Consider the following 23,190-nt stretch of genomic DNA (forward strand, 5'->3'; position numbering starts at 1 on the left):
ATGAGTGAACGGGAAACCCTGCTGGTCGAACTCGTCACCGAGGAACTGCCGCCCAAGGCGCTGCCGCGGCTGGGCGAAGCCTTCGGGCGCGGTGTGCTCGAGCGCCTGCAGGCGCGGCGCCTGGTCGATGCCGACGCGCCCTGGCGCTGGTTCGCCAGCCCCCGGCGGCTGGCGGTGCAGGTGGGCGGCGTGCGCGAGCGTGCGCCCGATCAGGCCAAAGAAGAACGCCTCATGCCCGTGGCGGTGGCGTTCGATGCCGCCGGCAAGCCCACGGCGGCGCTGGAAAAGCGCCTCGCCGCCAAGGGGCTCACGCTGCAGAACGCCAAGCTCGAGCGCCGCATCGAGGGCAAGCAGGAAATGCTCTACCTGCACACGGTGGAAGCAGGGGCGCGGCTCGACGAGGCGCTCGCCGTGCTCGTGGCCGAGGCGATCCGCGCCTTGCCCATCCCCAAGCTCATGCGCTGGGGCTCGGGCGAGGCGCAGTTCGTGCGCCCGGTGCATCGCCTGGTGCTGCTGCACGGCGCACGGGTGGTGCCGGGGCGAGTGCTCGACCTGGACTCGGGCCGCGAGACCCTGGGGCATCGCTTCATGAGCCGCGGTGCGATCGAGCTCGCCCATGCCGAGGCCTATGAGCCGACGCTGCGCGCCGAGGGCAAGGTCATCGCCGACTTCGCCGAGCGGCGCGCCGAGATCGAACGCCAGCTGCAGGAAAAGGCCGCCGCCGAAGGGGACGTTCTGGGCGAGCATGCGGCGCTGCTCGACGAAGTAACCGCCCTCGTCGAGCATCCCACCGTCTATGTCGGGCGCTTCGAGGAGGAATTCCTCGCCGTGCCGCCCGAGTGCCTCATCCTGACGATGCAGGCGAACCAGAAGTATTTTCCCTTGTTCGATGCGCAGGGGCGGCTGACGAACCGCTTCCTCATCGTTTCGAACATGCACCTGCCCGAGCCCAAGAGCCGCAACATCGTCGAGGGCAACCAGCGGGTGGTGCGCCCGCGCCTGGCCGATGCGCGCTTCTTCTACGAGCAGGACCGCAAGGAACGGCTGGAATCGCGCCTGCCGCGGCTGGACGCCATCGTCTATCACAACCGCATCGGCACCCTGGGCGAGCGCGTGGCGCGGCTGGAATCGCTCTCAGGCTGGCTCGCCGAGCGGCTGGCCGCCGACGTGGCGCTCGCGCGGCGTGCGGCAAGGTTGGCGAAGTGCGACCTCGTCACCCAGATGGTGGGTGAGTTCCCCGAGCTGCAGGGTGTGATGGGGCGCTACTATGCGCTCGCCGACGGGGAGCCGGAAGCGGTGGCCGAGGCGATCGAGGATCACTACAAGCCGCGCTTTGCCGGCGACACGCTGCCGCGCCGGCTCACGGGGAAAATCGTGGCGCTCGCCGAGCGGCTCGACGCGCTCGCCGGGCTCTTTGCCATCGGCGAGATCCCCACCGGCGAGAAAGATCCCTATGGTCTGCGCCGCGCCGCGCTGGGGGTGCTGCGCATCGCCGTCGAGACGCCGCTGCCACTCGAGCTCGACGCGGCGATCGAGCGCGCGCTCGCCGAGCAGCCCCCTGCGGTGCGCGCCCAGGCTCCGGCCGATACCGTCGAGAAACTGCGCCGCTTCTTCGACGAGCGTCTGCGCCATTGGCTGCGCGAGGCGGGGCATGCGCTCGATGCGATCGATGCAGTGCTCGCGCTGCGCCCGGGCCGCATCGACACGGTGCCGGCGCGGCTCGAGGCGGTGGCCTCTTTCCTCGAGGCGCCGGAAGCGCCCACGCTCGCCGCGGCGAACAAACGCATCGCCAACCTGCTCAGGAAAGCGGGCGAAGAGGGCGCGGCGCACGTCGACGTGGCCCTCTTTGCCGAACCCGAGGAGAAGGCGCTCTTCGAGAAGATGCACGCCGTGGCCCCTTACGTCGCCTCGCATCTGGAAAACGAGGCCTACGCCCAGGCGCTCGGCACGCTGGTGGCGCTCGCCGCGCCGGTGGATGCCTTCTTCGATCGCGTGATGGTGCTGTGCGACGAGCCGCTCTTGCGCGCCAACCGTCTGGCGCTGCTGCGCGAGCTGTGGCGGCTCATGAACCAGGTGGCCGACCTGTCGGTACTCGCGCGCGAGGCCGGCGCCTGAGGGGGGCAGCGATGAAACTCATCGTGCTGGATCGCGACGGGGTGATCAACGAGCATTCCGAGCAGTTCGTCAAGAGTCCGGAGGAATGGATCCCCATTCCCGGTTCGCTCGAGGCGATCGCCCAGCTCACCCAGTGGGGCTGGCGCGTGGTGATCGCCACCAACCAGTCGGCGATCGGTCGCGGCCTCATCGGCATGGATACCCTCAACGCGATCCACGAGACCATGCTGCGGCGCCTGGCCGAAGTGGGCGGGCGCATCCACGCCATCTTCTTCTGCCCGCACGCCGAAGTGGAGAACTGCGCCTGCCGCAAACCCAAGCCGGGGATGCTGCTCGAGATCGGGCAGCGCTTCGGCGTGGATCTGTCGCAGGTGCCGGCGGTGGGCGACGGCATCCGCGACATCCAGGCGGCGGTTGCCGCCGGCTGCCGCCCGTGGCTGGTGCTCACCGGCAAAGGGCGGCAGACGTTGGCAAGCGGTCTGCTGCCGGAGAACGTGACCATCGCCGAAGATCTGGCCGAAGTCGCCCGCCGGCTCACGGAGTCGCCATGAGCCCCCGCCGCGCCCCGCTCTCGGCCTGGATCCGCTCGATCCTCTTCGTCGTGCTCATGACGCTCGTGACGGTGCCCTATTCGCTGGTGACGGTCGCCGTGCGTCCCTTGCCGCCGCTGCCGCGCCATCGCATCGTCAGTTTCTGGGCGAAGATCACCGCCTTCCTCATCTGGCACGTGCTCGGCATCCGCTGGCGGGTGGAGGGGAGGGAGAATATCCCGGCGCGGCCCTGCGTCTTTCTCGCCAAGCACCAGTCGGCCTGGGAGACGCTGGTGCTGGAGGCGATCCTGCCGCGGCTCGTCTTCGTGCTGAAAAAGGAGCTGCTGCGCATCCCCTTCATCGGCTGGGGACTGGCGAGCTGCTCGATGATCGCCATCGACCGCAACGACCGGCGCGGCGCGCTGCAGCAGGTGATCGAGCAGGGCAAGGAGCGGCTCGCGCAGGGCTTCTCGGTGCTCATCTTCCCCGAAGGCACCCGGGTGGCGCCGGGGCACACGAGGCGCTATCTCGCTGGCGGCGCGGCGCTTGCCGTGTCGGCGGGCGTGCCGGTGGTGCCGATCGCGCACAACGCCGGTGAATTCTGGCCCAAGGGGGCCTTCGTCAAGATCCCGGGTGAAGTGCTGGTGTCGATCGGACCGCCGATCGATCCCCAGGGAAAGAGCGTCGACGAGGTCAATCGCCTGGCGGCACAGTGGATCGAGGCCGAGATGCGGCGCCGCTTCCCTTGGCATTATGGCGACGGCGACGTGACGGCGGGGGTGCGAGCGTGAGCGAGAAAAAGGAAAGGAAACCCCCGCGTCCGGTCTGCGGTGCCGAGACGCGGGAGAAAATCCTCGATGCGGCCGAGGCGCTCTTTGCCGAGCACGGCTTCGAAGGCGCTTCCATGCGCATGATCACTGCCCGCGCCGGGGTCAACCTCGCGGCGGTCAATTATCACTTCGGATCCAAAGAGAACCTGCTGCGCGAGATCTTCCGCCGGCGTCTGGCCGAGATCACGGAGGAGCGACGACGCCGCCTGGCGCAGCTTCAGCGCGACGCCGAGGCGCTGGGAAAGGCGGTGCGACCCAGTCGCATCGTCGAAGCCTTCTTCGCCCCATTGCTGGAACTGGCCCGCACGGAAGGAGGGCGGCGCTTTCTCCAGCTCCTGGGCCGGACGATGACCGATCCGAGCGCCTTCGTGCGGCACGTGCTCGCCAAGGAGTACGGCGACGTCACCGACGAATACCTCGAGGCGCTCTACCGCTCCCTGCCGGGCGTGCCGCACGCGGAGATCTTCTGGCGTTTCCACTTCATGCTGGGCGCCGTCTCCTACGCCATCGCCGGCGCCGGGGGGCTGCAGCAGCTTGCCGGAGAATCCTTCGACGATCACGATCCGGCCAAGCTCGAAGCGCGGCTCATGAGTTTCCTTTTGGGGGGATTGCGCGCACCGTTGCCGGATTTTGCGGCACAAGCGCACGCCGGCTGAGCTTGGCGTATCATGAACGGGCCGTGATCCATTCCCCGGAGGAGACCCGAACATGGACCAATCCCAGACGACCGCCGCCGAGCCCCTGGTGCACACCAAGCTCGAAGACGGCGTGCTCACCCTCACCCTGAACCGGCCGCAGCAGTACAACGCGCTCTCCTGGGCGATGCTGGAAGCCTTGCGCGAGGCGCTGAGCTCGGCGCAGGATCCGGCCGTGCGCGTGGTCGTGCTCGCCGGCGCCGGCAAAGCCTTCTGCGCCGGGCACGACCTCAAGGAGATGCGGGCCAACTGCACGCTGGATTTCCAGCGCCGGCTCTTCGCATTGTGCTCCGAGGTGATGCTCTCCCTCATCAGATTACCGGTGCCGGTGATCGCGCGCGTGCATGGCATTGCCACGGCCGCCGGTTGCCAGCTCGTGGGCATGTGCGACCTTGCCGTGGCGAGTAGTCAGGCGCGCTTCGCCGTCTCCGGCATCAACGTCGGGCTGTTCTGTTCGACTCCCTCCGTGGCCCTGTCCCGCAACATGGGGCGCAAGGAAGCGTTCGAAATGTTGGTCACGGGGGAATTCATCGATGCCGAAGAAGCCTATCGTCGCGGCCTCGTCAATCGCGTCGTCGATCCGGAGGCGCTCGACGAGGAAGTGGAACGGCTCGCCGCCGCGATCAAGGCGAAATCTCCGGTGGCGGTACGCATGGGCAAGGAGCTTTTCTACCGTCAGCTGGAGATGGGGATCGAGGCGGCCTACCAGCTCGCCGGCGAGGTGATGGCCTGCAACATGATGGCCGAGGACGCCGCCGAAGGGATAGACGCCTTCATCGAGAAACGTCCGCCGCAGTGGCGCGGATGCTGATCGACACCCACCTGCACTGGGACGCCGAAGAATACGACGCCGATCGCGAGGATCTGCTCGCGGCAGCGCGCGCGGCCGGTATCGGCCTTTTCGTCGTGCCCGGCGTGGTGCCCGGGCTTTTCGCCCGGCAGGCGGAAAAATGCCGGGACGTGCCCGAAGCGCGGCTCGCCTGGGGCGTGCACCCGCTCTACGTACACGAGGTGCAGCGCCACGCCGAGGCGCTTGCCGGAGCCAAGCCGGATGGGCCGGGCGCCTGCGCCGCGGCGATGGCGCAGCTGGAATCCTGGATCGCGGCGCACCCGACGGTGGCGATCGGCGAGATCGGGCTCGACCGCTTCGTCGCTTCCCCTTCGCTCGAAGCGCAGCGGCCCTGGTTCGAGGCCCAGCTGCGGCTGGCACAGCAACTCGGTCTGCCGGTGATCCTGCACGTGCGCCGAGCCGTCGAGGACGTGCTCCAGAGCCTGGCGAAGCACCGCGTGGCTGGCGGCATCCTGCACGCTTTCAATGGCTCCTTCGCCCAGGCGGAACGGGCGCTGCGCCTGGGATTTGCTTTGGGATTCGGCGGCACGATGAGCTACGAAGGGTCGCGCCACGTCCGCCGGCTCGCCGCCGAGCTTCCCTGGGAGGCGATCGTGCTCGAGACCGACGGGCCGGACATCCCGCCCGTCTGGGCGCAGGACCGGCGCACCGTGCCGGCGGATCTGGCGCGCTACGCCGAGATCCTCGCGGAGCTGCGCGGCTGCACGGTTGCTGAAGTGATCGAGCGCACGGGCGAGAACGCGCGCCGCGTGCTTCGGCTGTGACATGCTCCGGTCGTCTTGTTCCGTCGTCGCTCGCGACGGTTGGACGCGGCGCCCTTCATTCGGCGTGCAGGCGCTCGCTGCTGCCCTCGTCGTCGCCCGCAGCGGGTCCGGTGATCCAGCCGGCGATGCGCGTCTTCAGACGCTCGATTTCCTGCGGCATGCGCTCGACGTGCATGAGCGAGAAGCCGAAGACGTAGGCGTAGAGGAGCGTGGCCCGCGCCGTGGCCTCTTCTTCCGAAAGCCCCAGCGCGAGGAAGAGGTCGCGGGCGCAGGCGAGCCGGATCGCATCGACTTCCGCCACCACTTCGGCCACTTCCGGGTCGCGTTGCGCCCATTCGCGGATGGCGAGTTCGATGAGGATGCCCTTGCGGTTGCGGCTCGCGCTATAGACGTCGATCACGTGGCGCAACTGCTCGGCCTCGTGCCCTGGTCGGGCACGGGTCTGTTTGTGGATGTCGCGGATGCGCCCCTCGCGCCAGTGCTCGAGCAGCGCCCGCTGCAGCGCCCGGCGGTCGCGGAAATGCCAGTAGAAGCTGCCCTTGGTGACGCGCAGCTTGCGCGCCAGCGTCTCGATGCGCAGGCCGGCGATTCCTTCCGTGGCGATGAGATCGATCGCCGCCTCGATCCAGGCGGCGCGATCGAGCGAGGCACGCTCGACGGGGGAGCGGTTTGGGTCGTTCACGGTTGCCATCTTGACGAAATCCTTTCCATACGATACCGTATGGAGCACGATCCCGCAAGGGGTGGCCCGGCCCGGCCGGGCGAGGTCGAGATGGCATACTCAACTCGGGGAGAAAAATGAAGATCCTGGTACCGGTCAAACGCGTGGTGGATTACAACGTCAAGATCCGCGTCAAGCCCGACGGCAGCGGCGTGGATACCGCCAACGTCAAGATGTCCATGAACCCCTTCGACGAGATCGCCGTGGAAGAGGCGATCCGGCTCAAGGAAGCGGGCGTGGCGAGCGAGGTCATCGTGGTCAGCTGTGGCGTGGCCCAGTGCCAGGAGACGCTGCGCGCGGCCATGGCCATGGGGGCCGACCGCGGCATCCTGGTGCAGACCGACGTGGAGCTGCAGCCGCTGGCGGTGGCCAAGCTCCTCAAAGCCGTGGTGGAGAAAGAACAACCGGGGCTGGTGATCGCCGGCAAGCAGGCGATCGACGACGACGCGAACCAGACCGGCCAGATGCTCGCGGCGCTGCTCGGCTGGCCGCAAGCCACCTTCGCTTCCAAGGTGGAGATCGCCGACGGCAGGGCCCGGGTCACGCGCGAAGTCGACGGCGGGCTGGAGACGGTCGAGCTGCCGCTGCCCGCAGTCATCACCACCGACCTGCGTCTGAACGAGCCGCGCTTCGCCACCTTGCCCAACATTATGAAGGCGAAGAAAAAGCCCGTCGACACGCTCACGCCCGAAGCGCTCGGCGTAGATGTCACGCCGCGCCTTGCCACCCTCAAGGTCGAAGAGCCGCCCAAGCGCAAGGCAGGGGTGATGGTGGGCAGCGTCGATGAGCTCATCGAGAAACTGCGCAACGAAGCCAAAGTGATCTGAGCCGGGAGCCAAATACCATGAAGATTCTCGTCATCGCCGAACACGACAACCAGAAACTCGCTCCGGCCACGGCGCATGCCCTGGGCGCCGCCAAGGCGCTGGGCGCGGCAGCCGACGTGCTGGTGGCCGGCCATGGCTGCCGGGCGGTCGCCGAACAGGCGGCCAAGCTCGAGGGCGTGGCCCGCGTGCTGCTGGCCGATTCGTCGGTGCTCGCCGATCTCACCGCCGAGGCGCTCGCCGCCCAGGCGCTCAAAATCGCCAAGGAATACACCCACATCCTAGTGCCGGCCACGGCCTTCGGCAAGAACGTGGCCCCGCGCATCGCGGCGCTGCTCGACGTGGCCCAGATCTCCGACATCGTCAAGGTGATCGACGCCGACACCTTCGTGCGCCCGATCTACGCCGGCAACGCGCTCGCCACCGTGCGCTCGGGCGATCCGATCAAGGTGATCACCGTGCGCGGCACCGCGTTCGACGCCGTGGGGGACGGCGGAAACGCCCCCATCGAGGCGATCGAGGCCATCGCCGAGCCGGGGCCCACCAAGGTGGTCGGCCGGGAAGTGACCAAGTCGGCGCGCCCCGAACTGACGAACGCCCGCATCATCGTCTCCGGTGGGCGCGGTCTGGGCAGTGCGGAGAAATTCCACGAGGTGCTCGAGCCGCTTGCCGACAAGCTCGGCGCGGCCATCGGCGCCTCGCGCGCCGCCGTGGACGCGGGTTATGCCCCCAACGACTATCAGGTCGGCCAGACCGGCAAGATCGTCGCGCCCGAGCTCTACGTCGCCATCGGCATTTCCGGGGCCATCCAGCACCTGGCCGGCATGAAGGATTCCAAGGTGATCGTGGCGATCAACAAGGATCCCGAAGCGCCCATCTTCCAGGTGGCCGATTACGGCCTGGTGGCCGATCTCTTCCAGGCGGTGCCGGAGCTGACGCAGAAACTGTGAGCGACACGGCGCGAGATGAACCTGCCTTCGGCGCTCTTTTCCGCAGAATGGATCGCCGGTTCCTGGGTGCTGGCGGGGCTGTGGCTTTGGCGCAGCGCTCGCCACACCCCTTGGCAAGCGCTCAAGGACGACCGGCGTTTCCATCTCGTCGCGGGCTGGGCGCTGGGGCTGGCGTTGCTGTGGAGCATTCGCGCCGGCATCGAAGCGGGGCTTACGTTTCATGTGCTCGGGGCGATGGCCGCCACGCTCTCGCTGGGGGCGCCGCTCGCCACCCTGGCGCTCGGCTTGGCCCTCGCCGTGGTGTGCGCCAATGGGGCGTTCGATGCACCGGCCTATGCGCTCAATTTTCTCGTGACGGCGGTCTGGCCGGTGATCTTTGCCGATGCCTGGCGCCGCTTCGTCGCGCGATTCTTACCGGCGCATTTTTTCGTGTTCATCTTCGTGGTGGCCTTCTTCGGGTCGGGATTGACGCTGCTCGCCGAAGGGGCGCTCGCCATCCTGGTATTGTGGGGAGCTGGCGCCTATACGCTGGAGCACCTGCTGCAAGATTGGGCACCTTATTTTGTGCTCATGGGCTTTGCCGAATCGTGGCTCAGTGGGGTGGTGATCACGATGTTCGTGGTCTATCGTCCTGACTGGGTGGCGGCTTTCGACGATGCCCGATACCTGAAAAACAAATGAAAAAACGAAGCCGGCATTCGACCGGGGTGGAAAGGGAACAGGTACCGGAGCCCAGGCTCCGGGATTCGAACGACGAAAACCCTGTAGGAGTAATCCATGAGTGAATATCGTGCCCCGCTGAAAGACATGCGTTTCGTGCTCGAAGAGCTGATCGGCCTCGAGCGGATCGCGCGCCTGCCGCAGTGCGAGGAGGCGAGCCCCGACGTGGTGGCGGCCATCCTCGAAGAGGGTGGCAAGTTCGCCGAGGAGGTGCTCGCCCCCTTGAACCGGGTCGGCGACGTGCACGGCGCCGTGTGGCAGGACGGCGAAGTGAAGACGGCGCCCGGCTGGAAAGAGGCCTACACCGCTTTTCGCGAGGCCGGTTGGACGGCGCTTGCCTGCTCGCCCGAGTTCGGCGGGCAAGGATTGCCCAAAGTGGTGGTCACTGCCGTGATGGAGCTGTGGAAAGGCTCGAACCTCGCCTTCTCGCTGTGCCCCATGCTCACCCAGGGGGCGATCGAGGCCCTCATGCTGTGCGGCTCGCCCGAGCAGAAGAAAATGTATCTGCCCAAGATGGTGAGCGGCGAGTGGACCGGAACCATGAACCTCACCGAGCCGCAGGCCGGTTCCGACCTCTCGGCGGTGCGCACCCGCGCCGAGCCGGTGGGCGACGGCACCTACAAGCTCTACGGGCAGAAGATCTTCATCACCTACGGCGAACACGACCTGGCCGAGAACATCGTGCACCTCGTGCTCGCGCGCCTGCCCGGCGCGCCCGAGGGGGTGAAGGGCATCTCCCTCTTCGTCGTGCCGAAATTCCTCGTCAATGCCGACGGCAGCCTCGGGGCGCGCAACGACGTGCGCTGCGTCTCCATCGAGCACAAGCTCGGCATCCACGCCAGCCCCACCTGCGTGCTCTCCTTCGGTGACCACGGCGGCGCGGTCGGCACCCTGGTGGGCGAGCCCAACCGCGGCCTCGAATACATGTTCATCATGATGAACGAGGCGCGCTTCGCCGTCGGCCTCGAAGGGCTGGCGCTGTCCGAGCGCGCCTATCAAAAGGCGCTCTCCTACGCCAAGGAGCGCATCCAGGGGTTCGAGGTCGGTGTCAAGAGCGGGCCGCGCGTGCCCATCATCCGCCACCCCGACGTGCGGCGCATGCTGATGCTGATGAAATCGCAGACCGAGGCCATGCGTGCGCTCGCCTATACGGTGGGGGCGGCGTTCGATCTGGCGCACCACCATCCGGACGAATCGGTGCGCCAGCGCAGCCGCGGCTTCGTCGAGCTCATGACCCCGGTGGTCAAGGGCTGGTGCACCGAGAACTCGGTGACCATCGCCTCGCTCGGCGTCCAGGTGCACGGCGGCATGGGCTTCATCGAGGAGACGGGCGCGGCGCAGCACTACCGCGATGCGCGCATCACCCCCATCTACGAAGGAACCACCGCGATCCAGTCCAACGATCTCATCGGCCGCAAGATCGCCCGCAACGGCGGCGTCATCGCCCGGGGGCTCATCGAAGAGATGCGGCTGGCGGCGGAGAAACTGCGCGCGCAGCCGGGCGAAGAGTTCGGCGTGCTCGCGCGCCGGCTTGGCGCCGGCATCGATGCCCTGGAAAAAGGCGTGGCCTACATCCTCGAGACCTACGGGTCCAACCCAAAAGCGGCCCATGCGGTTTCGGTGCCGCTGCTCGAACTCTTCGGCATCGTCTGCGGTGGCTGGCAGCTCGGTCTGTCGGCGCTGGTGGCGGCCAAGCGCCTGGCCGAAGGCGGGGGAGACGAGGCGTTTTATCGCGCCAAGATCGGCACGGCGCGCTTCTATGCCGACCATGTGCTCGCCCGCGCCCCGGCGCTGGGGATGACGGTCACCGAAGGCGCGGCCGGTGTGCTGGCGCTCGACGAGGAGATGTTCTGAGTCTGGGTAGCAGCGGGGAAATCTCATGGTGAAACGCCTGCTCCTTGGCGTACTCGTGCTCGTTGCCGTCGCCGTGGCTGCGCTAGCGGTGTTCGTGGCCACTTTCGATGCGGTGCGTTACCGCGACGAGATCGACCGCTGGGCGCAGGCCCACCTGGGGCGTTCCCTCGAGGTGCACGGTGGGCTGCAGCTCGCGCTCTGGCCCCGCCTTGCGCTCGAAGCGCAGACGGTGCGCCTGGGCAACCCGCCGGGGTTCACCTCCCCCGCCCTGGCCGAGATCGATCGGCTCGCGCTTGGGGTGGATCTTTTGGCCTTGTTCTCCCGCCGGATCGAGGTGGATACGCTCACGCTGGAAGGCGTGCGCCTGCACCTCGAGCGCCGCTCCGACGGGCGGCAGAACTGGCGGTTCGACCGCCCGACGTCCGTGGTCGCGGCGTCCGGAGCCGAGGCCGAACCCGCGCCTGCGGCCGAGCCGGCGGGGGCGAGGGCGGCCGCCCTGCCGCTTGCTTTGGGCCGCGTGTCGGTGCGCGAGGCGTATGTCCTGTGGTATGGGGCGGGGCGCGAGCAGCCGTTTCGCCTCGGGCCGCTCGCGCTCGAGGCCGGGCCGGTGGTGTCCGAGGCAGCGGTGCCGCTGAAAGCGACCCTGGCGCTGTCTGAGCGCAGCCAGATGAGCCTGGCCGGCCGGCTGGAGCAGTGGCCGCGCGCGCCGCGCTGGGTGGGGCGGCTGGAAGTGCCGGAGTTCGATCTTCGCGCTTGGCTCGAGGCGCAGGGCGTGGCGCTCGATCTGCCGTCGTCGGCTCTGCGTCGGGTGCGCCTGTCTTCCGACGTGCAGGCCGACGCCGCCGCGCTGCACCTGGACGCGCTCGAGCTCAGCGTGGACGAGGTCGCGCTGCAAGGGCGGTTGGGGGCGGATCTGCCGGGCGATCGCGTGGAGACGGCGCTCAGCGGAAGTGCCTACGGCGGGGCCCTGCGCCTTCAGGCAAACCTGGACGATCTCGCCGGGTCGACTCACTGGCAAACGGAGGGGCGGCTCGAGGGGGTCGACGTGGCGCGGCTGCTTACCGCCGTGTACGGCAAATCTTCGCTCACCGGCCAAGGGAGCGTCGATTTCGCCTTGCGCGGACGGGGGCTGACGGCCAACGAGGCGCTGCGCTCGGCCCAGGGCACGCTGCGCGCACGGGTGCGTGACGGAGCCGTGCTGGGGGTGGACGTCGAACGCCTGTTGCGCGACGCTTCGGCCGTGCTGCGCGGCGAGCGGCCGGCCGGCGGCGGAGGGGACCGCACGCCGTTCGAGGAACTCTCCGGCAGCGGGGTACTGGCCGGCGGCGTGCTGCGCAACGACGACCTCTTCGGCCGCACGGCGCTCTTCACCGCCGAGGGGGCCGGTCGCGTGGATCTGATCCGTTCGGAGCTCGATTACCGCCTGCGGGTGCGATTGACCGCCACGCCCGAAGTGCAGCAAGACGGACCGCTCGCCGTCCTGCTCGGGTTGCCGATTCCGCTGGAAGTGACGGGGCCGCTCGCTTCGCCCGCCTACCGGGTGGTGACCGAGGAACTGGCCCGGGATTTCGCCAAGGAGGCGATCCGCCGGCGGCTTGCGCCACCGGAAGAAGGGCAGGTGCAAGAAGAACAGCCGCCGGTGGTGCCGGCGGTGAAGGAGATCTTTCGCGGGCTGATCGGCCGCTGAAGTGGCGCAGGGGGCTTCCTGCAAGGAGCAGGGGCACCCCTTGCTTCTTTCTTATTCCACTTTCGCTTTCGCGACCAGCTCTTCGAGGTGCTTCTGGATCTTCTGCTGCTGCAGCTGCTGCTCGATCTGCGGCCGGATCTGCTCGAGCGGCGGCGGGGTTTGCGGGCGCACGTCGTCGACGCGGATCACGTGGTAGCCGAACTGGGTCTTGACCGGGGTCTTGGAGGTCTCGCCCTTCTGCATCTTGCCCAGCGCCGTGCCGAAGTCGGGCACGAACATGTCGGGCGTCACCCAGCCGAGATCGCCTCCTTTGTCCTTGCTGCCGGTGTCTTTCGACTGCTTGGCCAGCTCATCCCACGAAGTGCCTTTGTTGAGCTTGGCGATGATGTCCTTGGCTTCGTCCTCTTTCTCCACCAGGATGTGGCGCGTGTGGAGTTCGTTGCCCGAGTACATCGTCTTGATCTTCTCGTAGGCGTTCTTGATCTCTTCTTCGCTCACGGGATTCTTGGCGACGAAATCCTTGAGGTAGGCGCGCACGAGCACGCCCTGACGGGCGAGCTCCATCTCGGCCTTCACTTCGGGGCTCTTGTCGAGCCCCGCCTTCTTCGCTTGCTCGGCGATGACGGCGCGGCGGATGAGCTCGTCCTTGACCGCCTGGCGCAGCTGCTCGTTGTCGGGCAGCCCCTGGGCGACCTGTTCCTTGACGATCACGTCCATGTAGATCTGGGGGATGGGCTGGCCATTGACCTTGGCCACGTTCTGCGCCAGGGCGGGCAGGGCAACGAGCCCGAGGCCGAGGACGGCGGCCCGGACGGGAGTGCGGAGTTTGGCGTACATGGGTTTCCTTTCACGGATGACGGTTCCGGCGCGCCGCGATGCGCGCCGCGAATCCGAGTGTAACCGATGACGGCCGAAAGTAATTCATCGACCTGTAGCAAACTGCAAGCGGGCCTCACTCGCCCGGGGCAAGGGCGGTGACGGCGAGCGCGTGAATCCCTTTTTGCATCAGATCGCCCGCAGCGGCGAACACCAGGCGGTGGCGTTGCACCCGGGAAAGCCCTGCGAAGCGGGGCGAGACGAGGCGCACGCGGTAATGCCCGCCGCCGGCCGCTCCGGCGTGGCCGGCGTGCGCGGCGCTGTCGTCGCGAATCTCGAGTTCGAGCGGTTCGAGCGTCTGTAGCCGCCGGCGCAGTTCGGCGATGGGGTCGTATTCAGGCATCGGATCGTTCCTCTTCGAGATGACGGGACAGCCACAGGGATTGGGCGAGCACGAAGAGCAGCATCGCGCCCAGGGTGCCGAAGAGCTTGAAATTCACCCAGACGGTTTCGGAATAATGCCAGGCGACGTAGAGGTTCAGCGCGCCCATCGCCAGGAAGAATCCGCTCCACAGGTCGGAGAGCCGCGCCCAGACGGGATCGGGCAGCCGCAGCTGCGCCTGCATGGCGCTGCGGATCAGGTTGCGGCGCAAAAACCGCGCACCGATGAGCGCCGCGGCGAAACTCCAGTACAGCGCCGTGGGCTTCCACTGGATGAAGGCGGGATCGTGCAGGAAGAGCGTCGCCCCGCCCAGAACCGTGACCAGAACGAAACTCACCCACAGCATGCGATCGACGGGGCGTCCGCGCAGGCGCAACGCCAGGATCTGGGCGACGGTCGCGAGCATCGTCGCGGCAGTGGCGGTGAGGAGGGGCAGGGTCGAAGGGGGCGCTGCCAAGACCGTTCCCAAGGGAGCGACCGCTTCGGGAAAGAGTCCGGCGACTCGATAAGCGAGAAAGAAGACGAGAATGGGAAGGAGGTCGAAAAGCAGTTTCATGGAGCGTCCTGCGAGGAGGAAGGGTTGGGAAGCGGAGGGGGTGCGGGCGGCAGTTCGAGGGTCACGGCAAGCCCGCCGCCGTCGCGGTTGGCGAGCGTGAGGCGCCCGCCGAGCGCCTCGATGGTGCGCTTGACGATGGCTAGCCCCAAGCCCGAGCCCGTCACGCCGCTGCGCATGGCCGATTCGGTACGGGCAAAGGGGGCGAGCACCCGCTCGAGCTGGTCTTCGGGGATGCCGGGACCGCGGTCGGCCACGGTAAGGGTGGGGGCGGCTGCGTCCTCGCCGAGCAGGATCTCGATGGGGTGTTCGGTTCCGGCATATTTCTTCGCGTTGTCGATGAGATTGACCAGCACCCGGCGCAGGGCCGCGCGGTTGGCGCGCACGAAGACGTGGGGCACGTCGCTTTTCCATTCGATGGGGGTACCGCGCAAACGTTCCTTGGCCACGACTTCTTCGACGAGGTCATCGAGCGCGAAGGTCTCGTCGGCAGCGAGCGCGTCGACTTTGGCATAGTCGAGGAATTGGCCGACGATGCGGTCGATGTCGTCGAGATCGGCCTCCAGCGCCTGGGCTTCGCGCTCGTCGATGGGGAGCAGCGCCAGGGCGAGCCGCAGGCGCGTGAGGGGGGTGCGCACGTCGTGCGACACGCCGGCGAGGATGAGCGCCCGTTCGGTCTCGTTGAGCCGCAAGCGTTCGACCATGGTGTTGAAAGCCAGCACCAGCTTGGCGAGCTCGGCCGAGGCAGGCATGGGCAGCAAGGTGGGCTGGCCGCCGGCGGCCACCATCTCGGCGGCGCGGCGCAGCACCCGCAGCGGGCCGCTGATCCAGCGGGCGATGACGAAGGCGCCCAGGAGCGCCAGGGCGAGGATGACGCTGGCGAGCATCAGCCATTGCCGCGGATCGGGGCGAGGAATGCGCTCGGGGGGAAAGCGCAGCCAGTAGCCGCGAGGGTCCTCCGGCGAGAGGCGGAAGTACACCCACAGTCCGGGCTGCTCGCGCCAGCTCTTGCCTACCTGGGTGGAGGGGCCGAGCAGTCGGCGCAGTTCCTCCTGCAGGGCGCGATCGGGATCGTCGTCTGGCAGTGGCTCGACCTCGTCGCCGAAATCGGCCGGATAGACGGCGATGCCCTCGAGCGTGACCCAATCGATCATCAAGTCGCCTTGAAAACGCTGGGGGGTGTGGCGCAGCGCCGAGCGCGTCAGGTTGATCACCGAGGCGATCAGCCGGGCATTGTCCCGGGCGCGCTGTTCCGTCTCGATCTGCCAGGACAGCCACCACCAGCTGGCGGCGGCGGCGAGAAGCAGCGCGGTGATCGAGACGAAGAGCTGCCAGAAGAGGCTCACCCGGCACAGCAGCGCCCGCAGTCCTTTTTCACGCGACCCGCTCATGGCGAGGATTCGGCCTCCCCGGCGGGCGCATCGGGAACGAAGACGTAGCCCACGCCCCAGACGGTCTGGAGGTAGCGCGGTTTGCTCGGATCGGGTTCGACGAGGCGACGCAGGCGGCTGATCTGCACGTCGATGGCGCGATCGAAGGGGCCATGCTCCCGACCGCGGGCGAGCTCCATGAGCTTGTCGCGGGTCATGGGCTGGTTGGGGTGCTCGGCGAGCACGCGCAGCACGGCGAATTCGCCGGTGGTGAGCGGAATTTCCTCGCCGTGGCGCGTCAGGCGCCGCGTGGTGAGGTCGAGCACGTTGTCGCCGAAGACCACCGTTCCGCCCTGGGGCGCCGGGGCGCCGAGCGGTTCGCGCGGGCGGCGGCGCATCACGGCGTGGATGCGCGCCACCAGCTCGCGCGGGTTGAAGGGCTTGGGCAAATAATCGTCCGCGCCCAGCTCCAGCCCCCGGATGCGGTCTTCCTCGTCGCCCTTGGCGGTGAGCATGATGACGCCGAGTGGCGCCTCGCGCTGGCGCAGGCGGCGCAACAGCGTGAGCCCGTCTTCGCCCGGCAGCATCAGGTCGAGAATGACCATGTCGAAATGCTCGCGCTCTAGCGCCCGCTCCATGGCCGCCCCGTCGGCCACGGCCTTGACGGGAAACCCCTGGGTGTGCAGGAAGCGCGTGAGCAACTCGCGCAGGCGGGCGTCGTCATCGACGAGCAGGACGCGGCAGCGGCCGATTTCGTTCATGGTTCGATCCTCCCCGGCTGGAAAAACGTCAACGGCGTTTGGTGGGATTGTCGCAGATCGCACGCGAAAATGCCCCGCCCGGCGGTAAAATGCCCTCATGGATCTGCTCGCGATCGAAACCTCCGGCGAAATCGCCTCCGTGGCGCTGCAGCGCGGCGACACCGTCTGGGAACGCCGGCTGCAGGGCTACGCCCGCCACGCCGAACACGTGCTGCCCGCGGTCCAGGCCGTGCTCGAAGAAGCGGGGCTTGCCGTGGAGCAGCTCTCCGCCATCGCGTTTGGCGCCGGGCCCGGGGCCTTCACCGGGCTGCGGCTTGCCTGCGCCGTGGCGCAAGGGCTCGCCATGCCGTGGTCGCTGCCGCTCGTGCCCGTCGGCTCGCTCGAAGCCCTGGCGGCGCAGGCGGGCGAGGGCACGGTGCTGGCGCTTGCCGATGCCCGCATGGGCCAATGCTATCACGCCTGGTTTCGCTGCTGCGGCGGGCGAATCGAAGCGCTTGCCGCAGCAGGGGTGGACGCGCCCGAAGCGCTTTTCCCGCCCGCTGGGGTCGGCCCATGGCACGTCATCGGCCAAGGGATGGAGCCGCTGTGGCCGCGCCTGCCGGAAGCTATCCGCGCCGGCGCGGTCGAAATCGTGCTCGATGCCACGGTCCAGTCCCGCGACCTGTTGCCGCTCGCGCGGCGCATGCTCGCCGAGGGACGGGCGCTTCCCCCCTGGGAGGCCGCGCCCTACTACGTGCGCGACAAGGTGGCGCTCACGGCCGAAGAGCAGGCCGCCTTGCGCCAGCGCAGGGTGCAGGCGTCGTGAACTGGCTGCGCCTGCGCACCATGCGCGAGGACGATCTTCCTTGGGTGGTCGCGCTCGAACGCGACGCGCAGGAAATCCCCTGGAGCGAAAAGAGCTTTCGCGAGGCGCTCGCGGCGGGTTACGCCTGCTGGGTGGCGGAAGTTCTCTCGGGGGATGATCCGGCCACGGCTTTGGCCGAACCGGTGGGGTTCCTCATCTTGCTGCTCGTCGCCGGTGAGGCCGAAATCCTCAATCTGGCAATCACGCCGACTCATCGCGGCCGCGGGCTGGGGCGCGAGATGTTGGAGGCTGCGCTCGACGAAGCGCGCGAGCGCGGCGCCGCCAGAGTATGGCTGGAAGTGCGCGTCTCCAACCAGGCGGCGATCGCCCTTTATCAGCGCAGCGGTTTTACCATCGTGGCCCGGCGCCGCGGCTATTACGCCACGCGGGAGGGGGCAAGGGAAGACGCGCTGGTGATGCAGCGGGAACTCGTTCGATGAGCGCGCCCCTCGACGAAAAAGAGCGCTTTGCCAAGCTCGAGGAAATGGGCTTGACGCCGCTGTGGCGTCTGCGTACCCGCTTGCAACCGGCCTGCGAGGCGGGTGAGGCCAAGGCCGCGCACCAAGAACTCCCTGCCGTCGCGGCCTCGACCGACCAGACACTGGATACGCCGCCGCAGAAACCCACTACGGCTGCAGTGGCAGCGCCCGCGCCGGCCAGGGAGCGCCCCAGGGTTCGGCCGCTCCATGCTCCTTCCGGACCGGTCGGACCGCCTCTGGCTCCGCCTCCTGTTCCGGCCGCATCCCGCGCCGCTGGCGCTTCGGCGCGGACCGTCGACCCGGATCGCGCCGCACGCATCGCCACGCTCGACTGGGAGGCACTGGAAGCGGAGATCCGCGCCTGCACCGCCTGTGCGCTGCACCGCACGCGCACGCAGGCGGTGCCGGGCGTGGGCAACCGTCAGGCGCGCTGGATGTTCGTGGGCGAGGGGCCGGGGCGGGAGGAAGATCGGCGCGGCGAGCCTTTCGTCGGCCCGGCGGGCAAGCTGCTCGACGCCATGCTCTTCGCGCTGGGACTGGACCGCACCCAGGTCTACATCGCCAATGCGGTGAAGTGCCGTCCGCCGGACAACCGCACGCCCTCGCCCGAGGAGATCGCCGCCTGCGCGCCCTTCCTCTTCCGCCAGATCGAACTCGTACGCCCGAAGGTGCTGGTGGCCCTGGGGCGTCCGGCGGCGTTCGCGCTCCTCGATGAGGATGTCAAGATCGCCCAGGCGCGCGGCCGGATCTTCCGCTACGGCGAGATCCCCGTCGTAGTCACCTACCATCCCGCCTACCTCTTGCGCAACCCCGCCGACAAAGCCAAGGCCTGGGAGGATCTGTGCCGGGCCAGGGCGCTCGTCGAAGGGCAGGGGTAGTGCGCCGAGCGTTTTCGTTACACGGCGTTCATTCCGGGTTAAGCCTTCGTCCTTTCTCGGCGGTTATCCTATGGCGATGCCAATAGGATAAATATTTCTTGTGGAGGTATGTGATGGATCGGATGCGCCATGGGTTGTGGACCCTGCTGCTCGGCTCTGCCCTGTTGTGGCTGGCGGCCGAGCCGACATTCTACGAAGCGGACACGCTCTTCGCCTGGCGCGAGGTGATGACGCAGTTGAGCGGCGTGCTCGCCTTCGGCTGCATGAGCGCGGCCATGGTGCTCGCGCTGCGCCTGCGCCCCGTCGAGCGCCTTTTCGGCGGGTTGGACAAAACCTACCGTCTGCACAAGTGGCTGGGAATCGGCGCGCTCGTCTTCGCCCTCACCCATTGGTTGTGGGTCAAGGGGCCGAAGTGGGCGGTGCAGCTGGGTTGGATCACGCGCCCGCCGCGCGGGCCGCGACCGGAGCCGAGCAATGCGATCGAGGCGGCGTTTCGCGCCGTGCGGGGTCTGGCCGAGACCATGGGGGAATGGGCCTTCTACGCCGCCGTGCCGCTGCTGCTGATCGCGCTGCTGCGCCGCGTGCCGTATCACGTCTTTGCCAAATTGCACCGCATGATCCCGCTGCTTTTCCTCGTCTTCGCCTTCCACGCCCTCGTGCTCGTGAAGTTCTCCTACTGGGGCACGCAGCTGGGAGCGCTGCTCGCGCTGGAGATCGTTGCCGGAGTTTGTGCCGCCGCCGTCTCGCTCGCCGGACGCATCGGTGTTGCGCGGCGCATCCTGGGGCGGCTGGAGGCGGTGGAACCGTTGCCGGGCGCGGGAGCGCTCGCGCTCACCGTGGCTCCGCAACGCTGGCCGGGGCACACAGCCGGACAGTTCGCCTTCCTCACGCTCGACGTGCGGGAAAAGGCTCATCCCTTCACCATCGCCAGCGTCTGGGACGAGCGCTCGCCGCGGCTCTCCTTCGTCGTCAAGGCGCTGGGAGATTTCACCCGCAGTTTGCCGCAGCGGCTGCGCCCGGGGCAAGAGGTACGAATCGAGGGGCCTTATGGCGGTTTCACGTTTGCCGACGAGGCGCCGCGCCAGATCTGGGTGAGCGGCGGCGTGGGGGTGACGCCGTTTCTCGCCGCGCTGCAGCAGAAAGCGCTACGCGGTTCGCCTTCCTGCCCGGTCGATTACTTCCATTCGCTGACGGCGCCGGACGAGGCCGCCGAGGCCTGGCTGCGGGCGCTCGCCGAGGCGGCGGGGGTGGCGCTGCACCTCGTCTGGCCGCAGCGCGACGGGCGGCTCACCGGCGAGCGCATCCGCGCTGCCGTGCCGCAGTGGCGCGAAGCGAGCCTGTGGTTTTGCGGCCCCGAGGGGTTTGGTGAAGCGCTACTGCGCGACTTCTCCGCGCAGGGATTCGACGTGCGCCGGCGCTTCCATCGCGAACTCTTTGCGTTTCGCTGACGGGGCGAAACGCCGCGCCTCAATGCCGCTCGACCATCTCCAGTAGGTGGAGCGAATCGATGCGGCGCTGGTTGGCGCGATGCCATGCCCAGATGGCGACCATGGTACCCGCTACGAAGAGCCCGAAGAGCATGATCACCTGGTGGACCGGCAAGTCATACCGCAAAAGGATCGCGTAGAGGCCGGTCATCACCAGGATGGCGAGGTTTTCGTTGAAGTTTTGCACCGCGATCGAATGCCCCGCCCCCATGAGGACGTGGCCGCGGTGCTGCAGCATCGCGTTCATCGGCACCACGAAAAAGCCGGCGAGCGCCCCGACGGCGATCATCAGGATGATCGCCAGGGCGAGCGAATGCACGAAGATCATGCCGATCGCCGCGAATCCCATGACGATCCCCAGAGGAATCACCCGCGGCGCCTCGCGTAGCGCCACCCATTTGGCCGCCGCGACCGCCCCCGCCGCGATGCCCACGGCCACCACTCCTTGCAGCATCGACGCCTGGGATAGCGGCAAACCGAGATTCACCTCAGCCCATTTGAGCACGATGAACTGCAACGTCGCCCCCGCGCCCCAGAAAAGGGTCGTCACCGCCAGAGAGATCTGCCCCAGCTTGTCGCGCCACAGCAGCAGGAAGTAATGCCCGAACTCGTGCAACAGATAGAAGGGGTTCTTCTTGAGCGGCACGTGCGCCACACCCGTGTCGGGTACGTAGAGGTTGCACACCGCAGCGACGCCATAGACCAGCACCACCACGAGCAGGGACACCCACAGCCCGTTGTGCAGCCAGGGGAACCAGGCGTCGAACCGGGCGACCAGACCCGGGGCCACCAGGGCGCCGCCGAGCAGCGTTCCCAAAATGATCGCCCCGACCGTGAGCCCTTCGATCCAGCCGTTGGCTACCACCAGCAGGCGGTGCGGCAGGTACTCGGTGAGGATGCCGTACTTGGCCGGCGAATAGGCCGCCGCCCCCACGCCGACGATGGCGTAGCCCAGCAGGGGATGCACGCCGAAGACGATGAGAAGGCACCCGACGATCTTGATCGAATTGGTGATGAACATCACACGCCACTTCGGCATGGAATCGGCGAATGCCCCTACGAAGGCGGCGAGCAGCACGTAGGAGAGGGTGAAGAAGAGCTTGAGGAGCGGCTCGTATTCGGGTGGCGCCTCGAGTTGGCGCAGGATTCCCATCGCGACGATCAGCAGGGCATTGTCGGCCAACGCGGAAAAGAATTGCGCGGCCATGATGGAATAGAAACCGCGGGGCATCGGAACGGCGCTCCTCGTGCGACTGCGTAGGATGCGGATACCGCCTAGTGTAACAAGAACCGCGGATCAGAGGCGCGCCCGGCGGGGAAAAAGTCGGACAAGTCCCCCGTCTCTCGTACCGCTCCCAGCGCGTGCGACAGGGGTTGACGTCCGAAAGGCGAGCCCGTATCATTGCGGTCTCTGCACACGACGGGCGGTTAGCTCAGCGGTAGAGCACTGCCTTCACACGGCAGGGGTCAGTGGTTCGATCCCACTACCGCCCACCACCCCAGGTGGGTCATACCGTCGTGCAAGATCATGGGCCGGTAGCTCAGCTGGGAGAGCGTCGCGTTCGCAATGCGAAGGTCGGGAGTTCGATCCTCCTCCGGTCCACCAAGCACTTCCCCCAAGACTCTCATACGACGCTCCATACCGACGACAGCGCCTCGGCCTGCGCCAGCACGGTCTGTACGGCAGAGTCTTGCAGGTCGGGCGGGTAGCCGTATTTGCGCAGGATGCGCTTGACCAGCACCCGCAGCCGGGCGCGCGCCGATTCACGGTGGGCCCAATCCACCGAGACGTTGTCCCGCAGGCTCATCAGCAGTTCGTGGGCGATCACGCGCAGCTTGTCGTCTCCCATCACCTGCACCGCGGATTCGTTCTCCGCCAGGGCGTCGTAGAAGGCGACTTCTTCGTCCGACAGTCCCGATTCCTCGCCCCGCTTCCGGGCGGCGCGGATGTCGCGGGCCAGCTCGATCAGTTCTTGCAGCACCTCGGCGGTGGTGATGGCGTTGGCGTGATAGCGGGCGATCGCCGCTTCCAGACGTTCGGAGAAGGCGCGGGTTTGGACCACGTTGGTGCGGGTGCGTGAGTGGATGCCGTCGCCGATGAGCTTGCGCAGCGCTTCCAGCGCCAGGTTCTTCTTCTCCATCTGCTGCACTTCGGCCAGGAACTCGTCGGAGAGGATGGAGATGTCCGGGCTCTTGAGCCCGGCGGCGCGCAGAATATCCACGATCTCGGTCGAGACCACCGCGCGGCTGACGATCTGCTGGATGGCAAGCGAGCGCTCTTGGGCGGAGGAACCGGAAGCGCTGTCCGATTTGACGAGCGCCGCCCGCACGGCCTGAAAGAAACCCACTTCTTCGCGGATGCGACGTGCTTCGTCCGAGCTGGCCGCCAGCGCAAAGGCTTTCGAAAGGGCGAGCACTGCGTCGGCAAAGCGCCGGTGCGCGGCCTTCTTGCCTTCGGGGGTGGTTTCCTGCTCCGCCCAGTGCTGCTGCTTGGCGAGGATCCATTCGATGGCTTCGGCCAGCATCGCCAGACGCGCTTGCGGTGAGGCATTCAAGGCGGGGCGGTAGTCCAGCCCGAAAAACAGGTCGCGCACGACTTCGTACTTTTCCTGCAGGGCGGCGACGGCCTCGGCTTCGTCGATGCCGGTCTGCTCGCGGTCGCGGGGCGAGTACTGGGCGAGCGCGTTCTTCAGGTTCTGGGCAATGCCGATGTAGTCCACGACCAGCCCGGCCGGCTTGTCGCGAAACACCCGGTTCACGCGGGCGATGGCTTGCATCAGGCCGTGGCCGCGCATGGGTTTGTCGAGGTAGAGGGTGTGCAGGCAGGGTGCGTCGAAGCCGGTGAGCCACATGTCGCGCACGATCACGAGTTTCAGCGAATCGGCCGGGTCCTTGATCCGCTTGGCGAGCAGATCGCGCCGCGCCTTGTTGCCGATGTGCTTCTGCCATTGCGGCGGATCGGCGGCGGAGCCGGTCATCACGATCTTGATGGCGCCTTGGGTGTCGTCGTCGCTGTGCCA

The 23,190-nt window shown here is 67.7% G+C and carries 23 protein-coding genes and 2 tRNA genes (1 of these 25 only partly in view); 17 read left to right on the forward strand and 8 right to left on the reverse strand.

The window, feature by feature from the left end:
* The 6 genes from glyS to EPD82_RS03290 are packed head-to-tail and all read left to right on the forward strand — an operon-like array spanning nt 1 to nt 5,784.
* The gene (gene glyS / locus EPD82_RS03265; protein WP_141055281.1) at nt 1–2,115 is read left to right on the forward strand and encodes a glycine--tRNA ligase subunit beta; all 2,115 of its coding nucleotides are present in this window, start codon (nt 1–3) and stop codon (nt 2,113–2,115) included.
* An 11-nt stretch (nt 2,116–2,126) separates the two neighbouring features.
* Entirely contained in the window at nt 2,127–2,666 is a 540-nt protein-coding gene (gene gmhB, locus EPD82_RS03270) for a D-glycero-beta-D-manno-heptose 1,7-bisphosphate 7-phosphatase (protein WP_028874543.1), read from the forward strand.
* Nucleotides 2,663–3,436 (forward strand): lysophospholipid acyltransferase family protein, encoded by a 774-nt coding sequence (locus EPD82_RS03275; RefSeq protein WP_055422959.1) that lies wholly within the window; start codon nt 2,663–2,665, stop codon nt 3,434–3,436. The genes gmhB and EPD82_RS03275 overlap by 4 nt, the downstream gene beginning before the upstream one ends.
* Nucleotides 3,433–4,131 carry a TetR/AcrR family transcriptional regulator gene (locus tag EPD82_RS03280; protein ID WP_055422958.1) on the forward strand — a complete coding sequence of 233 codons (699 nt, stop codon included), beginning with the start codon at nt 3,433–3,435 and terminating at the stop codon, nt 4,129–4,131. Before EPD82_RS03275 ends, EPD82_RS03280 begins: the two co-directional genes overlap by 4 nt.
* Before the next feature lie 52 nt (nt 4,132–4,183).
* Nucleotides 4,184–4,981, forward strand: a complete 798-nt coding sequence (locus EPD82_RS03285; protein ID WP_141055284.1) for an enoyl-CoA hydratase — start codon at nt 4,184–4,186, stop codon at nt 4,979–4,981.
* Nucleotides 4,975–5,784: a TatD family hydrolase gene (locus tag EPD82_RS03290; protein WP_055422956.1), complete on the forward strand. Its 810-nt coding sequence runs from the start codon at nt 4,975–4,977 to the stop codon at nt 5,782–5,784. Before EPD82_RS03285 ends, EPD82_RS03290 begins: the two co-directional genes overlap by 7 nt.
* Before the next feature lie 55 nt (nt 5,785–5,839).
* Here EPD82_RS03290 and EPD82_RS03295 read toward each other — a convergent pair whose 3' ends face one another.
* Nucleotides 5,840–6,475: a TetR/AcrR family transcriptional regulator gene (locus EPD82_RS03295; protein ID WP_055422955.1), complete on the reverse strand. Its 636-nt coding sequence runs from the start codon at nt 6,473–6,475 to the stop codon at nt 5,840–5,842.
* Nucleotides 6,476–6,582: 107 nt separating this feature from the next.
* Here EPD82_RS03295 and EPD82_RS03300 point away from each other — a divergent pair, with 107 nt between their 5' ends.
* The 5 genes from EPD82_RS03300 (at nt 6,583) to EPD82_RS03320 (ending at nt 12,540) form a co-directional block, all read left to right on the forward strand.
* Entirely contained in the window at nt 6,583–7,332 is a 750-nt protein-coding gene (locus EPD82_RS03300; protein WP_141055287.1) for an electron transfer flavoprotein subunit beta/FixA family protein, read from the forward strand.
* A gap of 17 nt (nt 7,333–7,349) precedes the next feature.
* On the forward strand, nt 7,350–8,279 hold the full coding sequence (locus EPD82_RS03305; protein ID WP_141055290.1) for an electron transfer flavoprotein subunit alpha/FixB family protein: 930 nt from the start codon (nt 7,350–7,352) through the stop codon (nt 8,277–8,279).
* Nucleotides 8,280–8,294: 15 nt separating this feature from the next.
* Nucleotides 8,295–8,960, forward strand: coding sequence for an energy-coupling factor ABC transporter permease (locus EPD82_RS03310; protein ID WP_141055293.1), 666 nt, complete (start codon nt 8,295–8,297; stop codon nt 8,958–8,960).
* Between the two features lie 96 nt (nt 8,961–9,056).
* The gene (locus EPD82_RS03315) at nt 9,057–10,853 is read left to right on the forward strand and encodes an acyl-CoA dehydrogenase (RefSeq protein WP_141055296.1); all 1,797 of its coding nucleotides are present in this window, start codon (nt 9,057–9,059) and stop codon (nt 10,851–10,853) included.
* 25 nt (nt 10,854–10,878) lie between these two features.
* Nucleotides 10,879–12,540: an AsmA family protein gene (locus EPD82_RS03320; RefSeq protein WP_141055299.1), complete on the forward strand. Its 1,662-nt coding sequence runs from the start codon at nt 10,879–10,881 to the stop codon at nt 12,538–12,540.
* 51 nt (nt 12,541–12,591) lie between these two features.
* On the opposite strand, the gene EPD82_RS03325 is transcribed toward EPD82_RS03320, so the two are convergent.
* From EPD82_RS03325 to ompR, 5 genes are all read right to left on the reverse strand, one after another.
* Nucleotides 12,592–13,377, reverse strand: a complete 786-nt coding sequence (locus EPD82_RS03325) for a peptidyl-prolyl cis-trans isomerase (protein ID WP_055422950.1) — start codon at nt 13,375–13,377, stop codon at nt 12,592–12,594.
* 115 nt (nt 13,378–13,492) lie between these two features.
* Nucleotides 13,493–13,759 (reverse strand): BolA family protein, encoded by a 267-nt coding sequence (locus tag EPD82_RS03330; protein WP_141055302.1) that lies wholly within the window; start codon nt 13,757–13,759, stop codon nt 13,493–13,495.
* A complete protein-coding gene (locus EPD82_RS03335) occupies nt 13,752–14,354 on the reverse strand; it encodes a septation protein A (protein ID WP_141055305.1) in 603 nt (200 codons plus the stop codon). Before EPD82_RS03335 ends, EPD82_RS03330 begins: the two co-directional genes overlap by 8 nt.
* Complete coding sequence (locus tag EPD82_RS03340; protein WP_141055308.1) at nt 14,351–15,742, reverse strand: ATP-binding protein; 1,392 nt, start codon at nt 15,740–15,742, stop codon at nt 14,351–14,353. Before EPD82_RS03340 ends, EPD82_RS03335 begins: the two co-directional genes overlap by 4 nt.
* The gene (gene ompR, locus EPD82_RS03345; protein ID WP_141055311.1) at nt 15,739–16,482 is read right to left on the reverse strand and encodes an osmolarity response regulator transcription factor OmpR; all 744 of its coding nucleotides are present in this window, start codon (nt 16,480–16,482) and stop codon (nt 15,739–15,741) included. Before ompR ends, EPD82_RS03340 begins: the two co-directional genes overlap by 4 nt.
* A gap of 97 nt (nt 16,483–16,579) precedes the next feature.
* On the opposite strand from ompR, the gene tsaB reads away from it, so the two are divergent.
* The 4 genes from tsaB to EPD82_RS03365 all read left to right on the forward strand — a co-directional run bounded on the left by tsaB (nt 16,580) and on the right by EPD82_RS03365 (nt 20,131).
* Nucleotides 16,580–17,287, forward strand: a complete 708-nt coding sequence (gene tsaB / locus EPD82_RS03350; protein WP_141055314.1) for a tRNA (adenosine(37)-N6)-threonylcarbamoyltransferase complex dimerization subunit type 1 TsaB — start codon at nt 16,580–16,582, stop codon at nt 17,285–17,287.
* On the forward strand, nt 17,284–17,766 hold the full coding sequence (gene rimI / locus EPD82_RS03355; RefSeq protein ID WP_206202160.1) for a ribosomal protein S18-alanine N-acetyltransferase: 483 nt from the start codon (nt 17,284–17,286) through the stop codon (nt 17,764–17,766). Before tsaB ends, rimI begins: the two co-directional genes overlap by 4 nt.
* The gene (locus EPD82_RS03360; protein WP_206202161.1) at nt 17,763–18,683 is read left to right on the forward strand and encodes a uracil-DNA glycosylase; all 921 of its coding nucleotides are present in this window, start codon (nt 17,763–17,765) and stop codon (nt 18,681–18,683) included. Before rimI ends, EPD82_RS03360 begins: the two co-directional genes overlap by 4 nt.
* A 113-nt stretch (nt 18,684–18,796) precedes the next feature.
* On the forward strand, nt 18,797–20,131 hold the full coding sequence (locus EPD82_RS03365) for a ferredoxin reductase family protein (protein WP_206202162.1): 1,335 nt from the start codon (nt 18,797–18,799) through the stop codon (nt 20,129–20,131).
* A gap of 19 nt (nt 20,132–20,150) precedes the next feature.
* Here the strand turns inward: EPD82_RS03365 and lplT are convergent, their stop codons facing one another.
* Nucleotides 20,151–21,401, reverse strand: a complete 1,251-nt coding sequence (gene lplT / locus EPD82_RS03370; RefSeq protein ID WP_055422941.1) for a lysophospholipid transporter LplT — start codon at nt 21,399–21,401, stop codon at nt 20,151–20,153.
* A 191-nt stretch (nt 21,402–21,592) separates the two neighbouring features.
* Between lplT and EPD82_RS03375 the strand changes: the two genes are divergently transcribed.
* Nucleotides 21,593–21,667, forward strand: a tRNA-Val gene (locus EPD82_RS03375).
* Between the two features lie 33 nt (nt 21,668–21,700).
* Nucleotides 21,701–21,776: transfer RNA gene (locus tag EPD82_RS03380), tRNA-Ala, on the forward strand.
* A gap of 19 nt (nt 21,777–21,795) precedes the next feature.
* On the opposite strand, the gene EPD82_RS03385 is transcribed toward EPD82_RS03380, so the two are convergent.
* On the reverse strand, nt 21,796–23,190 hold the final stretch of the coding sequence (locus EPD82_RS03385; protein WP_141055317.1) for a type I restriction endonuclease subunit R. Its footprint extends 1,794 nt past the window's final position; the window shows 1,395 of its 3,189 coding nt (coding positions 1,795–3,189); the start codon falls outside the window, past its right edge; it ends in the stop codon at nt 21,796–21,798.

Source organism: Tepidiphilus succinatimandens, assembly GCF_006503695.1.
Classification (GTDB): Bacteria; Pseudomonadota; Gammaproteobacteria; order Burkholderiales; family Rhodocyclaceae; genus Tepidiphilus; species Tepidiphilus succinatimandens.